Annotated in this window: 11 protein-coding genes; 6 read left to right on the plus strand and 5 right to left on the minus strand. The window is 68.0% G+C overall.

Features of this window, described 5'->3' with window-relative positions; all coding sequences use genetic code 11:
• Positions 1-3: 3 nt before the first annotated feature.
• Both ACZK4H_RS20795 and bioC read left to right on the plus strand, forming a co-directional pair.
• Positions 4-783 (plus strand): SDR family oxidoreductase, encoded by a 780-nt coding sequence (locus ACZK4H_RS20795; RefSeq protein ID WP_099555218.1) that lies wholly within the window; start codon positions 4-6, stop codon positions 781-783.
• Positions 784-795: 12 nt separating this feature from the next.
• Positions 796-1,680: a malonyl-ACP O-methyltransferase BioC gene (gene bioC / locus ACZK4H_RS20800; protein ID WP_099555220.1), complete on the plus strand. Its 885-nt coding sequence runs from the start codon at positions 796-798 to the stop codon at positions 1,678-1,680.
• A 156-nt stretch (positions 1,681-1,836) separates the two neighbouring features.
• Here bioC and ACZK4H_RS20805 read toward each other — a convergent pair whose 3' ends face one another.
• Both ACZK4H_RS20805 and ACZK4H_RS20810 read right to left on the minus strand, forming a co-directional pair.
• A complete protein-coding gene (locus ACZK4H_RS20805) occupies positions 1,837-2,469 on the minus strand; it encodes a YdcF family protein (RefSeq protein ID WP_099555222.1) in 633 nt (210 codons plus the stop codon).
• Positions 2,466-3,428, minus strand: coding sequence for a pyridoxal-phosphate dependent enzyme (locus ACZK4H_RS20810; RefSeq protein ID WP_099555224.1), 963 nt, complete (start codon positions 3,426-3,428; stop codon positions 2,466-2,468). Before ACZK4H_RS20810 ends, ACZK4H_RS20805 begins: the two co-directional genes overlap by 4 nt.
• Positions 3,429-3,587: 159 nt before the next feature.
• Here ACZK4H_RS20810 and ACZK4H_RS20815 point away from each other — a divergent pair, with 159 nt between their 5' ends.
• Positions 3,588-4,076 (plus strand): hypothetical protein, encoded by a 489-nt coding sequence (locus ACZK4H_RS20815; protein WP_024958802.1) that lies wholly within the window; start codon positions 3,588-3,590, stop codon positions 4,074-4,076.
• 548 nt (positions 4,077-4,624) lie between these two features.
• Positions 4,625-6,514 carry a tRNA uridine-5-carboxymethylaminomethyl(34) synthesis enzyme MnmG gene (mnmG, locus tag ACZK4H_RS20820; RefSeq protein WP_099551689.1) on the plus strand — a complete coding sequence of 630 codons (1,890 nt, stop codon included), beginning with the start codon at positions 4,625-4,627 and terminating at the stop codon, positions 6,512-6,514.
• 132 nt (positions 6,515-6,646) lie between these two features.
• Here mnmG and smeC read toward each other — a convergent pair whose 3' ends face one another.
• From smeC to smeA, 3 genes are read right to left on the minus strand one after another with little or no spacing between them, the layout of a single operon-like run.
• Positions 6,647-8,062: a multidrug efflux transporter outer membrane subunit SmeC gene (gene smeC, locus ACZK4H_RS20825; protein ID WP_099551690.1), complete on the minus strand. Its 1,416-nt coding sequence runs from the start codon at positions 8,060-8,062 to the stop codon at positions 6,647-6,649.
• Entirely contained in the window at positions 8,059-11,208 is a 3,150-nt protein-coding gene (smeB, locus tag ACZK4H_RS20830) for a multidrug efflux RND transporter permease subunit SmeB (RefSeq protein WP_099551691.1), read from the minus strand. Before smeB ends, smeC begins: the two co-directional genes overlap by 4 nt.
• A gap of 12 nt (positions 11,209-11,220) precedes the next feature.
• A complete protein-coding gene (gene smeA, locus ACZK4H_RS20835) occupies positions 11,221-12,417 on the minus strand; it encodes a multidrug efflux RND transporter periplasmic adaptor subunit SmeA (RefSeq protein ID WP_099551692.1) in 1,197 nt (398 codons plus the stop codon).
• 117 nt (positions 12,418-12,534) lie between these two features.
• On the opposite strand from smeA, the gene baeS reads away from it, so the two are divergent.
• Both baeS and ACZK4H_RS20845 read left to right on the plus strand, forming a co-directional pair.
• Positions 12,535-13,938 (plus strand): sensor histidine kinase efflux regulator BaeS, encoded by a 1,404-nt coding sequence (baeS, locus tag ACZK4H_RS20840; protein WP_099551693.1) that lies wholly within the window; start codon positions 12,535-12,537, stop codon positions 13,936-13,938.
• On the plus strand, positions 13,935-14,624 hold the full coding sequence (locus tag ACZK4H_RS20845; protein WP_099551694.1) for a response regulator: 690 nt from the start codon (positions 13,935-13,937) through the stop codon (positions 14,622-14,624). Before baeS ends, ACZK4H_RS20845 begins: the two co-directional genes overlap by 4 nt.
• Positions 14,625-14,633 lie beyond the last annotated feature (9 nt).

A 14,633-nucleotide genomic window follows, 5' to 3' on the forward strand; every position in this document is an offset into this window, starting at 1 on the left:
CGCATGGATCTGGGTATCACTGGTCGCTGGGCACTGGTCTGCGGCGCAAGCAAGGGGTTGGGCCTGGGCTGCGCGCGTGCACTGGTGCGCGAGGGCGTGAACGTAGTGATCGTGGCTCGTGGCGAGGCTGCACTGCAGATCGCTGCCGACGAACTGCGTGCACTGCCCGGTGCCGGTGAGGTACGCACCGTCGTCGCCGACGTCACCACCGAGGCCGGCCGCAAGGCGGTACTGGCCGCCTGCCCGCAGGTGGACATCCTGGTCAACAACGCCGGTGGCCCGCCGCCCGGTGATTTCCGCAATTTCGAGCGCGACGACTGGATTGCCGCGCTGGACGCCAACATGCTGGCGCCGATCGCGCTGATCCGCGCCACCGTCGACGCGATGATCGAGCGCGGCTTCGGCCGCATCGTCAACATCACCTCGTCGGCGGTGAAGGCACCGATCGACATCCTGGCACTGTCCAACGGCGCGCGCAGTGGCCTGACCGGCTTCGTCGCCGGCCTGTCGCGCCGCACCGTGGCCCACAACGTCACGATCAACAACCTGCTTCCCGGCCAGTTCGACACCGATCGCCTGCGCGCCAACTTCGCCCACAGTGCGGGCAAGGACGGCGACGCCGGCGACGTGGCTGAACGCCGGCGCCAGCAGATTCCCGCCGGCCGCTTCGGCACGCCGGACGAATTCGGCGCCGCCTGCGCCTTCCTGTGCAGTGCACAGGCCGGTTACCTCACCGGGCAGAACCTGCTGATCGACGGCGGCGCCTACCCCGGTACGTTCTAAGAGACTTTCGCAATGCCGTCCCACTTCGATGCCCGCCATGTCCGCCGCGCGTTCGCGCGTGCCGCCACCAGTTACGACGCTGCTGCCGCCCTGCAGCGCGAGGTGCAGTCGCGGCTGATCGAATCGCTGGACTACCTGGAGGCACGCAAGCCCGAGGTGGTGCTGGACATTGGTTCCGGCACCGGCCACGCCAGTGCGCTGATGAAGAAGCGCTGGCCCAAGGCACAGGTGATCGCGCTGGACGTGGCCTTGCCGATGCTGGACCAGGCCAAGCGCCAGGCCGGCTGGTGGAAGCCGTTCCAGCGCCTGTGCGGTGACGCCGCTGCGCTGCCGCTGGCCGACAACAGCGTCGACGTGATCTTCAGCAACCTGTGCCTGCAGTGGGTGGACGACCTGCCGGCGGTGTTCGCCGGGTTCCGCCGCGTGCTCAAGCCGGGTGGCCTGCTGCTGTGCTCGACCTTCGGCCCGGAAACCCTGGTGGAACTCAATGAAGCCTTCGCCGCCGCCGACGACCGCCCGCACGTGAGCCGCTTCGCGCAGATCGCGCAGTTCGGCGATGCACTGATGATGGCTGGCTTCCGCGACCCGGTGCTGGACCGCGATCTGTTCACCCTGACCTACGACGACCTGCCCTCGCTGATGCGCGAGCTGCGCGCGATGGGCGCGACCAATGCACGGGTAGACCGCCGTCATACCCTGACCGGGCGCGGACGTTTCGCGGCGGCGGCGGCGGCGTACGAACCGATGCGCCGCGCCGACGGCAAGCTGCCCAGCAGCTGGGAAGTGATCTACGCCCACGCCTGGGCACCGGACCCGGGCGCGCCGATCCGCGAGGGCGGGCATGACGTGGCCGCGGTGCCGGTGTCGGCGATTCCGATCCGTCGCAAGCAGACCTGATCGAACGATCGCGGGTCTGCTTTTGGTAGGTGCCAACCTTGGTTGGCACAATCCATCAGATCGCGGTGCCGCCAGCATCGTGCCGACCAAGGTCGGCACCTACCAAAGGCAGGTATGGGCCAGCACGACAACCCGGGCGATCGTAGCGGCAGCTGCTCAGGTGTTGGCCGGCGAACTCAACGGCGGGCGCACCAGGTCGCGGTGGAAGAAATAGATTTCCTGCACCAGGAAGCGCCAGCTGGTATGGAAGCTGCGGAAACGCGTGCTGGGCGTGGACGAGGCCAGCGCATCGATGCCCAGCGCCTTGCTCAGGCGCAGCGCGCGCGCCATGTGCAGCGGGTCGCTGACAATGATCACCCGGTGCAGGCTGCGCTGGTCCATCAGCCGCTTGGCTTCCACCAGGTTCTGCACGGTATTGCGCGAGGCGGTCTCGATCAGGATCGCGTCGTCCGGCACGCCGTGCTTGAGCGCATAGCGCCGCGCGACCTGCGATTCGGAGAAGCGGGCACCGGTACCGCCATAGCCACCGGTGAAGATCAGCAGCGGCGCATAGCGCGCTTCATACAGGTCCAGCCCATGGCGGATGCGTTCTTCAAACACGGGTGACGGCTTGGCGTCATAGGCGGCGGCACCCAGCACGATGATGGCGTCGGCCTTGGCGGCCTGGTCACGTTCCCCCACCCAGACGATCCAGGCGGTCACGCCCAGCAGCCAGATCACCAGCAGCACGAACAGCCGCCACAACCAGCCCAGCAGGCCGGTGCGTTCGCGGTGCCGCCCGCGGCTCACGCAGCCCCCCAGCGCAGCGCTGGCAGGTCGACGTTGCCGCCAGACAACACCAGGCCCACGCGCAGGCCGGCGAAGCGCTGTGGCTGCGCCAGCACCGCAGCCAGCACGGTGGCCGATGAGGGTTCCACTACCTGCTTGAGCACGTCCCACAGCAGGCGCATCGCCGCCAGCGTTGCGGCGTCATCGACCACGATGACCTCGGCACCGGCGGCGCGCAGCAAGTCGAAATTGGGCGCGCCGATCAGGGTACGCAGGCCATCGCAGATGGTGTCCGGGGTGAACGCGCCCTGGCGCTCGCCGGTGGCCAGCGAGCGCGCGGTGTCATCGGCACCGGCCGGCTCGGCCAGAATCAGCCGGGTCTGCGGACTGGCGTGCTGCAGGGCGAGCGCGGTACCGCTGGCCAGGCCACCGCCGCCTACCGGCACCAACAGCGCATCGAACGGGCCGTCGCTGTGCAGCAGTTCCAGGGCCGCAGTGCCCTGACCGGCCATCACCGCCGGGTCCGCGTACGGATGGACCAGGGTCGCGCCCGTATCGGCCTGCACCCTGGCACAGGTGGCCTCGCGGTCGGCGATGGTCGGCGGGCAGCGCCAGAGCGTGGCGCCGTGGCGGGCGATGTTGGCCAGCTTGGCGGCCACCGCCCCTTCCGGCACCACCACATGGCAGGGGATGCCCCGGGTGCGTGCGGCCAGGGCCAGCGCGGCACCGTGGTTGCCGGAGGAATGGGTCACCACGCCGGTACTGGCACGATCGGCATCGAGCGACCACACCGCATTGCAGGCACCACGGAACTTGAATGCGCCACCGCGCTGCAGGTGCTCGGCCTTGAACGCCAGCTGTGCGCCGGTCATCGCATCGAGCGTGCGCGAGCGCAGCACCGGGGTCACGCTGGCATGCGGGGCGATCCTCGCAGCAGCAAGCAGGACGTCATCGGCGCGGGGCAACAGTGAATCGCTCATGACGCAAGATTAACGTATGCCCCTGCGCTGGCGACCGGGGCACAGGTCATGCCAGCATGCGGGCCTACGCCTCCATTCATCCTGGCCAGCCGGATTAAGGGCCGATTCAATGCCCGCGCACGAAGCTGACTGCACACCCGTCCTCTGGGGGGACCCACCATGAAAATGCGCCTGTTGCTTGCCGGTGGCCTGTTGCTGGGCCTGACTGGCTGCACCACCTACGACTATGTAGGCGGTGGCCGCGGTGGCGGCTACTACCACGGCGCGCCGTCGGTGGAGTACCGCTACCCGGCCGGCTATCCCTACAACTACGGCTACCCGTACTACGGTGGCTATGGCGGCTATTACGGCGGCTATGGCAACCCGTACTACTCGCGCCCGATCTACCGCCCGCCGCACAACCACCGCCCGCCGCCGCGCCCGCCCGGCAACGGTGGCGAGAACCGTCCGCCGCCGCCGAGGCCGTCGTACAACGGCGGTTCCCCGTGGCGGAACATGGATTCGATGCGTCGCCCGCCGCAGTCGAACATGCAGCCGCCGGCGCCCGCACCGCAGGCCCGCCCGGCCCCGGCACCGAGTGCGCCGAGGATGAACGGTTCCCCCTGGCGCAACATGGATCGTGCGACGCAGCGCACAGTTGAGCGCTGAACCGTCTTGCATTTCACACGGTCTAAGCCGCAATCTACGCGGACAGTGACGGCCCGCGTCACAAAGTGACAAAAACGACACGGGCCGCCGCAGAAAGCTCTACGTCGATATCCGACAGGAACATCTGGATCCCCCCTGTTCCGGCCCTGTCGGATGTCGGCACCTCTGAAGGCAGACGGCCCCGCAATGCGGGGCCGTTTGTTTTGGCGGGACGCCGACCGGCGAGGCCCCTGCTTCAGTAGATCCACGCCATGCGTGGATGGGGCCTTTCCCGGCGCCCCAAAAAACAGGGCCGGACAGTCCCCCGACTGCCGGCCCTCTGCTCCCCCATCGTGCACCTGTACCGGCCCCTGTTCCAATTCCGGTCACGGGCGCCTACGGCGCCAGCCACGATGGGTGCTATTGGGTTATCTGCAAAAATCCTGCCAACTTTAGGGTTGATTTCGACGCCAACTGGCCGGCGCCGGCGTCCTGGCCCCGAATGGCGCTAAAATCGCCACCCCGGCGCCGCCCCCCGGCCGCGCCCGCCCCCAGCTGAACAGCCTCCCATGAACCCGTCCTTCCATCGTTACGACGTCATCGTCATCGGCGGTGGCCACGCAGGCACCGAAGCCGCGCTGGCCGCAGCCCGCACCGGCGTGCGCACCCTGCTGCTGACCCACAACATCGAAACCGTGGGCGCGATGAGTTGCAACCCGGCCATCGGCGGCATCGGCAAGGGCCATCTGGTCAAGGAAATCGACGCCCTGGGCGGTGCGATGGCGCATGCCGCCGACCGCGCCGGCATCCAGTGGCGCACGCTCAACGCCTCCAAGGGCCCGGCCGTGCGCGCGACCCGCTGCCAGGCCGACCGCAACCTGTACCGCATGGCGATCCGCGCCATCGTCGAAGGCCAGGCCAACCTGACCGTGTTCCAGGCCGCCGTCGATGACCTGGTCATCGAAGGCGACGCCGTGCGCGGGGTCATCACCCAGACCGGCCTGCGCTTCGACGCCGAAGCCGTGGTGCTGACCGCCGGCACCTTCCTGGCCGGCAAGATCCACGTCGGCCCGACCCAGTACGCCGCCGGCCGCATGGGCGACCCGCCGGCCACCACGCTGGCCGCGCGCCTGCGCGAGCGTCCGTTCCAGGTGGACCGCTTGAAGACCGGCACGCCGCCGCGCATCGATGGCCGTTCGCTGGATTACAGCGCGATGGACGAGCAGCCCGGCGACACGCCGCGTCCGGTGATGTCCTTCCTCGGCTCGGTGGACGAGCATCCGCAGCAGGTCAGCTGCTGGATCACCCACACCACCGAGCAGACCCACCAGATCATCCGCGACGCGCTGCATCGCTCGCCGCTGTACAGCGGCCAGATCGAGGGCATCGGCCCGCGCTACTGCCCGTCCATCGAGGACAAGGTGGTGCGCTTCGCCGAAAAGGCCAGCCACCAGATCTTCGTCGAACCCGAAGGCCTGGGCATCGTCGAGATCTACCCCAACGGCATTTCCACCTCGCTGCCCTTCGACGTGCAGCTGGAGATGGTGCGCAGCATCCGCGGCTTCGAAAACGCGCATATCACCCGCCCCGGCTATGCGATCGAGTACGACTTCTTCGACCCGCGCGGGCTGAAGGCTTCGCTGGAAACCAAGCTGGTCAACGGCCTGTTCTTCGCTGGCCAGATCAACGGCACCACCGGTTATGAAGAAGCCGCCGCGCAGGGACTGCTGGCCGGCCTCAACGCCGCGCGCCAGGTGCGCGGGCTGGACGGCTGGTGCCCGCGCCGCGATGAGGCGTACCTGGGCGTGCTGGTGGATGACCTGATCACCCACGGCACCAACGAGCCGTACCGCATGTTCACCAGCCGCGCCGAATACCGCCTGCAGCTGCGCGAGGACAATGCCGACCAGCGCCTGACCCCGGCCGGTCGCGAGATGGGCCTGGTCGATGACCGCCGCTGGAACGCGTTCGAGACCAAGCAGGCTGCCGTGGCCGCCGAGCGCGTGCGATTGGGTGCACTGTGGGCGACCCCGGCCAATGCGCTGGGCCGCGAAGTGCAGGAAACGCTGGGCGTGGCGGTCAGCCGCGAAACCAATGTGCTGGACCTGATCAAGCGCCCCGAGCTGGATTACGCGCAGCTGATGCAGGTGCCGTCGCTGGGCCCGGCCGTGGCCGACGCCAAAGTCGCCGAACAGGTGGAGATCGGGGTGAAGTACGCCGGCTACCTGGATCGCCAGCGCGAGGAAATCGAGCGGCAGCAGCGGCATGAGGCCACGCCGATCGCCGAGGCGTTCGACTATGCGACCGTGCGCGGGCTGTCGGCTGAGGCACTGCAGAAACTGGAACGTGTGCGCCCGCAGACCATCGGCCAGGCGCAACGTATCCCGGGCATGACCCCGGCGGCGATCTCGCTGCTGCTGGTGCACCTGGAGCGGGCGCGGCGCGGACGCGTGGCGTAAGCAGTCACACCTGCTTCTGGTGGGTGCCGACCTTGGTCGGCACGAATCAGCAGATCGCGATGCTGCATGCATTTGTGCCGACCAAGGTCGGCACCTACCGGAGCGGAAGACACACCCACATTGGCGGGCGCGTTACCGTGCGTCCGCGCCTCCGCCCAGCACCTTGAACAACGTCACCCGGTTGCCCGCTTCCTGCTGCTGCAGGGCGATCAGGTCCTGCTGCGCGGCATACAGGCTGCGCTGCGCGTCCAACGACTGCAGATAGCCATCCAGTCCGGTGCGGTAGCGTGCCTCGGCCAGCGTGTAGCTGCGCTGGCTGGCGGCCACCAACGCGCGTTGCGCATCGATCTGCGCGGCCAGGTGATCACGCGTGGCCAGCGCATCGGCCACTTCGCTGAAGGCCTGCTGGATCGCCTTCTCGTACTGCGCGATGCCGATGTCCTTGCCGATCTTCGAGGCATCCAGCGACGCCTTCAGTGCGCCGGCATGGAAGATCGGCGCGGTGATGCTGGGCACGAACGACCAGCCACGGGTGCCGGCCGAGAACAGCGTCGACAACGCGGTGGAGCTGTGCCCGTAGTTGGCAGTCAACGTCAGCGTCGGGAAGAATGCAGCGCGCGCGGCACCGATATCGGCGTTGGCTGCCTGCAACGCATGCTCAGCGGACAGCACGTCCGGGCGCTGCAGCAACACGCTGGAGGGCAGGTTGGCGGGCAGCGGTGCCAGCGCGACGCTGCCTTCCAGCACCTGCGTTGTCGGCAGCAGGGCCGGATCCAGCGGCGCCCCCGCCAACAGCTGCAATGCATCACGATCCTGCGCCTGCTGCGTCTGCAGCTTGGCGAGCGCGCCGCGCGCGGCTTCCACGCTGGTCTGCACCTGCGACAGGTCCAGGCCCGAGGCCACCCCCTGCGCATGGCGGGCCTCGGTGCGCTGCAGGGTCTGCTGCTGGCTGTCCAGGGTCTGTTGCGTGAATGCCAGCGACTGCCCATCGGCGGCCAGCGCCAGCCACGCCGTCGCCACTTCGGCGACCAGGCTGGTGCGCGCCGCGCGCTGGTTCTCGGCACTGGCCAGCCAGTTCTGCATGGCCTCGTTCTTCAGGCTGCGGATGCGACCGAACAGGTCCAGCTCCCAGCTGCTGATGCCCACCTGCACCGCATCGGACTCGGTCACCTGGGTGGCCCCGGTCTCACTGTTGGCATCGCTGACCCGCGAGCGGGTGACACTGCCGCTGGCATCCACCGACGGCAGCAGCGCTGCACGCTGGATGCGGTACTGCGCCCGCTCCTTCTCCACCTGCAGCACGGCCACGCGCAGGTCGCGGTTGTTCTGCAGGGCCAGCGCGATCACCTGCTGCAGGCGCGGTTCGAGGAACACCTCACGCCATGCCGGCATCGCCAGCGCAGGATCAGCTTCGCCGGTCGCTGCATTGCCGAACTGCATCGGCACCGGCGCCTCGGGCCGCTGGTAACGCGGCGCCATGCTCACGCAGCCACCGAGCACGGTGGTCATCGTCGCGGCCGTCAGGGCGCGCAGCAGCAACGGCTTCATGGGCTTGCCTCCGGGGCAGTGGCTTGGCTTGCGGCGCGGCCCGGGAACATGCGGCGCACCAGCAGGTAGAACAACGGCACGAAGAACATGCCCAGCACCATCGAGGCAACCGTACCACCGGCCACGCCGGTACCCAGCGAACGGCGCGCAGCCGAACCGGCGCCGGTGGCAAACACCAGCGGCAGTACGCCCATCAGGAACGCCAGCGAGGTCATTACGATCGGCCGCAGCCGCAGATAGACGGCCTGCAGGATCGCTTCGCGGGTGCTCTTGCCCTGCTGTTCGAGGATGCGCGCGAACTCGACGATCAGGATGCCGTTCTTCGCTGCCAGACCAATCGTGGTCAACAGGCCGACCTGGAAGTACACATCGTTGTTGAGGCCACGCAGGTTCATCATCAGCACGGCACCGAACACGCCTACCGGCACGGCCAGCATCACCGCGAACGGCACCGCCCAGCTTTCATACAGCGCGGCCAGGCACAGGAACACGAACAGCAGCGAGATGGCATACAGCATCGGCGCCTGGTTGCCCGACAGCTGTTCCTGGTAGGCCATGTCCGACCAGGCGTGGCTGAAGCCTTCCGGCAGTGTGTCGGCCAGGCGCGCGATCTCGGCCATCGCCTCGCCGGAGCTGACACCCGGCGCTGGTTGGCCGGTGATTTCCATCGCCGAGATGCCGTTGTAGCGCTGCAGCGCGGCCGGTGCGCTGGTCCAGTGGGTGCTGACCAGCGACGACAGCGGCACCATCTGCTCGGCCTGGTTGCGCACGCTCCAGCGCTCGATGTCCTGCGGCTGCATGCGTGCTTCGGCAGTGCCCTGGATGAACACCTTCTTGATGCGGCCCTTGTAGATGAAGTTGTTGACGAAGTCGCCGCCCAGCGCCGCGTTCAAGGTGTCATTGATGTCCTGCGGGCTCACGCCCATCGCCTGCGCCTTGGCGTCGTCCACCTTCACCGCATACACCGGTGCATCTTCCAGGCTGGCATAGCGCACGTTGACCAGCCTCGGATCCTTGGCAGCTTCCTTCAGCAGGGTGTTGCGCGCGGCCACCGCGGCCGCATGGCCGGCACCGCCTTCGTCCTGCAGTTCCAGGGTGAATCCGCCCGCATCACCCAGGCCGAGGATGGCCGGTGGCGAGGTGATGAACACCTGTGCATCGGGCACGCTGGCCATGGCTGTAGTCAAGCGCGCGGCGATGGTATCGGCATCATCCTTGCGGTCATCCCAATCCTTCAGGCGGATGAAGGCCTGACCGACGTTCTGGCCGCTGCCGGTCACGCTGAAACCGGCGGTGGCCTGGATCGACAGCACGCTGTCGTCCTTCACCGCGGCGGCACTCAGGCGATCCATCACCGCCCGCGTCTGCTCCAGCGTGGAACCGGCCGGCAGCTTCACCAGCGCGTTGAGCATGCCCTGGTCCTCATCAGGCAGGAATGCACCCGGCAGGTGCCATAGCAGCAGGCCGGTGGCCACGCTCAGCACCAGGTAGAACACCACGCCCAGCGTGCGCCGGCCGAGGAATCCATCCACCCGACGACGCAGGCCGTTGGAGGTGCGTTCGAAGCGGTGATTGAACCAGATGAAGAACTTGCCCAGCAGGCTCGGTTCGCCGCCGTGGTCTCCATGCGGGTGGCCGCCCTTGGGGATCTGATGCAGGATGCTGCCGCACAGCGCGGGGGTGATGGTCATCGCCACCAGCACCGACAGGATCATCGCTGCAGCAATCGTCACCGAGAACTGGCGGTAGATCACGCCGGTGACACCGCTGAAGAACGCCATCGGCAGGAACACCGCGGTCAGCACCAGCACGATGCCGACCAGCGCGCCGGTGATCTGGCCCATCGCCTTGAGTGTGGCCGGCTTCGGCGCCAGCCCTTCGAAGGTCATCACCCGTTCCACGTTCTCCACCACCACGATGGCATCGTCCACCAGCAGGCCGATGGCCAGCACCAGTGCGAACATGGTCAGCGTGTTGATCGAATAGCCGAACGCGGCCAGCACGCCGAACGTGCCCAGCAGCACCACCGGCACCGCGATGGTCGGGATCAGGGTGGCGCGCCAGTTCTGCAGGAACAGGTACATCACCAGCACCACCAGGATGATCGCCTCGATCAGGGTGATCACCACTTCCTTCAGCGAGATGGTCACGAACGGCGTGGTGGTGAAGGCCACGTGGGCGGTGTAGCCATGCGGCCAGTACTTCTGCAGCTGCTGAAGCCGTGCATCGATGGCCCTGGAGACGGCGATCGCGTTCGCACCGGCATTGAGTTCAATGCCCAGCGAGGCCGACGGCTTGCCGTTGAAGGTGCTGATGCTGTCGTAGCTCTCCGGCCCCAGGCCGATCGTCGCCACGTCGCCCAGGTGCACCACGCTGCCGTTGGCATCGGCCTTCAGCACCACCTGCGCGAACTGCTCGGGCGTGTGCAGGCGGCTGCGCGCGGTCACCGTGGCGTCGAGCTGCTGGCCCTTCAGCGCCGGCTGGCCGCCGAGTTCACCGGCCGACACGTCGGTGTTCTGCGCCTGCAGTGCGGTCTCGATGTCCGACGGCATCAGTGCGTACTGGCGCATCTTCTCCGGATCCAGCCAGATCCGCATGGCGTACTCCTGGCCGATCGGCTGGATGTTGCCGACACCGCTGACGCGGCTGATCTGGTCGTCGATGCGCGCTTCCATGAAGTTGGCGACATCGAAGTTGTCCATGCTGCCGTCTTCGCTGGTGAACGACAGCACCTCGAAGATCGAACCACTGGACTTGGTGATGGTCAGGCCGTTCTGCTGCACCGCCTGCGGCAGCGTGGCCATGGCGGCCTGCAGCTGGTTCTGCACCTGCACCTGCGCGGTGTCCGGGTTGGTACCGGTGGCGAACACCAGGTTGACCTGCGCCGAGCCGTCGGAGGCGCTGGTGGAGGTCATGTACATCAGGTGGTCCAGGCTCTGCTGGGACTGCTCGATGACCTGGGTGACCGCGTTTTCCACGGTCTGCGACGAGGCGCCGGTGTAGGTGGCGCGGATGGTGATGGTGGGCGGGGCGATCTGCGGATAGCGGTCCACCGGCAGGATCAGGATCGCAAGCAGGCCGAGCAGGCTGACCGCAATGGCGATCACCCAGGCGAAGATCGGCCGGTCGATGAAGAAACGAACCATGCGCGGCAGGCCTCAGTGCGACTTTTCGTCGGTGTTGCCGTTCGGGTCGATCGCTGGCATCGCGGCCAGCTGCGCCGTCGTGGCCGCCACCGCCTTCACCTGCTGGCCCAGTGATACCGCACTGCCGTTGCTGACGATCACCCGTTCGCCGGCCTTGAGGCCATCGGTGATCTGCCACTGGTTGCCGACCACCTGGCCGGTGCTGACCCGGCGCTCGACCACATGATCCCTGGCGTCGAGCAGGCGCAGCAGCGGCTCGCCGCGCTCGTTGCGCATCACCGCCTTCTGCGGCACCAGCAGCGCGCGCGCGTCGGTGGCCATCGGCAGCACCGCCTTCAGGTACATGCCGGGCAGCAACAGACCGTCCGGGTTCGGGATGACCGCGCGCAGCACCACGTTGCCGGTGCCCGGATCAACCGCGCTGCCAACGAACTCCAGGGTGCCCTCATGCGCATAGGTGCTGCCGTCCTCCAGCAGCACCTTCACCTGTGCCTTGCCATCGATGGCCTTCACCAGGCCGGCATCGAGCTGCTTGCGCAGCGCCAGCATCTGCGTGCTGGACTGGGTGACATCCAGGTACACCGGGTCCAGCCGCTGGATGGTGGTCAGCGCGGCATCCTGCCCGGCCGCGACCAGCGCACCAGCGGTCACGCTGGAAGTGCCAATGCGACCGTCGATGGGCGCGGTCACCCGCGTGTAGTCAAGGTTGATGCGGGCGGCCTGCAATGCAGCGCGCGCGGCGATCACGTTGGCCTGCGCCTGCTTCAGCGCCGAGGTGGCGTCGTCGGCATCCTGCTTGCTGGCCGCATCCATGCTCACCAGCGCGCGGGTGCGCTCGGCCTTCGGCTGTGCCGACAACACAGTGGCCTCGGCCTGCGCCAGCTGCCCGCGCGCGGTATCGAAAGCAGCCTGGTACGGCGCCGGGTCGACCTGGTACAGCAGCTGCCCTGCCTCGACCTGCTGGCCTTCGGTGAACAGACGCTGGCGGATCAGGCCGCCGATCTGCGGCCGCACCTCGGAGATCTCGAACGGCACGGCGCGGCCGGGCAAGGTCTGCTGCAGTGCCAGCGGCTGCGCTCTGGCGGTGATGACGCCCACTTCGGGCATGGCCGGGGCTTCAGTCCTGCCCGCCGAACAGGCCGCCAGGGCCAGCAGCAGGGGCAGCAGCAGGGGACGCGGGGAACGGGACAGCGGGCGCAGGAGGGACATGGGGGGCGTGGGGGCCTTGCGTGGACCCGTGCACGCTGCCGTGGAACTGTGCAGAGAATATGGAGATTGTGCGACCGGCTCAGCTGGCGCTTGCTTTCGGCGCCGCATGCGCCGCTAATGGCCTCCGCGATGGCGAAGATTCGACTCAAATTCGGCCTGACCGCGAAGACCTTCCTCGCGATCTTCACCGCCTGCCTGCTGGTGCTGGCAGTGAACGGTATTGCCAGCCGCGTGGCCTTCCAGACCGGATTCCTGGACTACCTCAACGACCAGGGCGATCTGCGCATGCAGCGGTTGATGCCGCACCTGCAGCGCGAGTACCGCGAGCACGCTGGCTGGGAACATCTGCACGGTGATGGCGACCGCTGGGCGCGGTTGCTGCGCCCGGATCTGGCCCATGGGCACGAAGGACCGGTGCCGCCGCTGTCCGACCAGACCGGCGTGCCCTCGCGTCTGGGCCTGTTCGATGCGCAGCACCGCTTCGTGGCCGGCAACCCCGACGCCACCAGCGATGACGAGCCGCACGCGGTGCAGGTGGACGGGCAGACCGTAGGTTGGCTGGGCATGGTCCCCTTCCAGACCGTCATCGCCACCAACGACCTGAATTTCTACAACACCCAGGTGCGTGCCTGGTGGGTGATCGGCATCGCACTACTGCTGGTGACGGTACTGCTGGCCTGGCTGGTATCGCGTGCGCTGCGCAAGCGCCTGGCCAAGCTGGCCGCGGCCACGCACCGGCTGGCCGCCGGTGACTACGCCACCCGCATCGAGCGCACCAGCGACGATGAGCTGGACGCACTGGTCAACGACTTCAACCGGATGGCGCAGGCGCTGGACGATACCGAGCGCAACCGCCGCGCCTTCATTGCCGACATCTCGCATGAACTGCGCACGCCGCTGGCGGTGGTGCGCGCCGAGCTGGAGGCGATCGAAGATGGCATCCGTCCGCTGGACCGCGCCAACCTGGTGGGCCTGCAGGGCGAGATCCGCCAGCTGGGCAAGCTGATCGACGACCTGCACGACCTGTCGATGACCCAGTCCGGCGGCCTGGCGTACCGCTTCGCGCCACTGGACCTGGTGGCGCTGCTTCGCAGCGAACTCAATGGCATGCGCGTGCGCTTTGCCAATGCAGGCCTGGCGCTGGAAGAAGATCTGCCCGCCACGCCGTTGCAGGTGTCCGGTGACGAACGGCGCCTGCAGCAGGTGCTGGCCAACCTGCTGGAAAATGCACTGCGCTACACCCACGCCGGTGGCCGCGTACTCGTGCAGGCAGCGCGCGTGCCTGCCGGCCTGCAGCTGATCGTGGAAGACACCGCGCCGGGCGTGCCGGCCGACAAGTGCGCGCTGCTGTTCGAACGCTTCTACCGCGTGGAAAGTTCGCGCAACCGCGCCAGTGGCGGCAGCGGGCTGGGCCTGGCCATCAGCCACAACATCATCCTGGCCCACCACGGCGTCATCCACGCCGAGCCCTCGCCACTGGGCGGGCTGCGCGTGGTCATCACCCTGCCGGAGCCTGCATGAGCACGTCGCCCGCCACGTCCGCGAAGATCCTGATCGTCGAGGACGAGCCACGCCTGGCCTCGGTACTGCGCGACTACCTGGCCGCTGCCGGCATGGCCAGCGAGTGGGTGGACGACGGTGGCCAGGTGATCGAGGCGTTCGCGCGCTACCAGCCCGACCTGGTGCTGCTGGACCTGATGCTGCCGCAGCGCGACGGCGTGGACCTGTGCCGCGAACTGCGCGCCGGCAGCGATGTGCCGGTCATCATGGTCACCGCACGGGTGGAAGAGATCGACCGCCTGCTGGGCCTGGAGATCGGTGCCGACGACTACATCTGCAAGCCGTTCAGTCCGCGTGAAGTGGTCGCTCGGGTGATGGCGGTGCTGCGCCGCTACCGCCCGGACCCCGGTGCGCGCGCCAACGGCGGCCTGCACATCGACGAGCCGGCCGCACGCGCCACCTGGAACGGCAAGGGCCTGGACCTGACCCCGGTGGAATACCGCCTGCTGCGCACGCTGCTGGCCACGCCGGGCCGGATCTGGGCGCGCGATGAACTGCTCGACCGGCTGTACCTGGACCATCGCGTGGTGGTCGACCGCACCGTCGACAGCCATGTGCGCAACCTGCGCCGCAAGCTGGCCGACGCCGGCATGGAAGGCGAACCGATCCGTTCGGTGTACGGCATGGGCTACAGCTACGAGCCGTGATCGCGTTCG

The organism is Stenotrophomonas sp. 78350_Sma, assembly GCF_056482105.1.

Bases quoted from the DNA above. Each gene is read 5' to 3' on its own strand.
- ACZK4H_RS20795 (WP_099555218.1), top strand. From the start codon at position 4: ATGGATCTGGGTATCACTGGTCGCTGGGCACTGGTCTGCGGCGCAAGC.
- bioC (WP_099555220.1), top strand. From the start codon at position 796: ATGCCGTCCCACTTCGATGCCCGCCATGTCCGCCGCGCGTTCGCGCGT.
- ACZK4H_RS20810 (WP_099555224.1), bottom strand. From the start codon at position 3,428: ATGAGCGATTCACTGTTGCCCCGCGCCGATGACGTCCTGCTTGCTGCT.
- ACZK4H_RS20815 (WP_024958802.1), top strand. From the start codon at position 3,588: ATGAAAATGCGCCTGTTGCTTGCCGGTGGCCTGTTGCTGGGCCTGACT.
- mnmG (WP_099551689.1), top strand. From the start codon at position 4,625: ATGAACCCGTCCTTCCATCGTTACGACGTCATCGTCATCGGCGGTGGC.
- smeC (WP_099551690.1), bottom strand. From the start codon at position 8,062: ATGAAGCCGTTGCTGCTGCGCGCCCTGACGGCCGCGACGATGACCACC.
- smeB (WP_099551691.1), bottom strand. From the start codon at position 11,208: ATGGTTCGTTTCTTCATCGACCGGCCGATCTTCGCCTGGGTGATCGCC.
- smeA (WP_099551692.1), bottom strand. From the start codon at position 12,417: ATGTCCCTCCTGCGCCCGCTGTCCCGTTCCCCGCGTCCCCTGCTGCTG.
- baeS (WP_099551693.1), top strand. From the start codon at position 12,535: ATGGCCTCCGCGATGGCGAAGATTCGACTCAAATTCGGCCTGACCGCG.
- ACZK4H_RS20845 (WP_099551694.1), top strand. From the start codon at position 13,935: ATGAGCACGTCGCCCGCCACGTCCGCGAAGATCCTGATCGTCGAGGAC.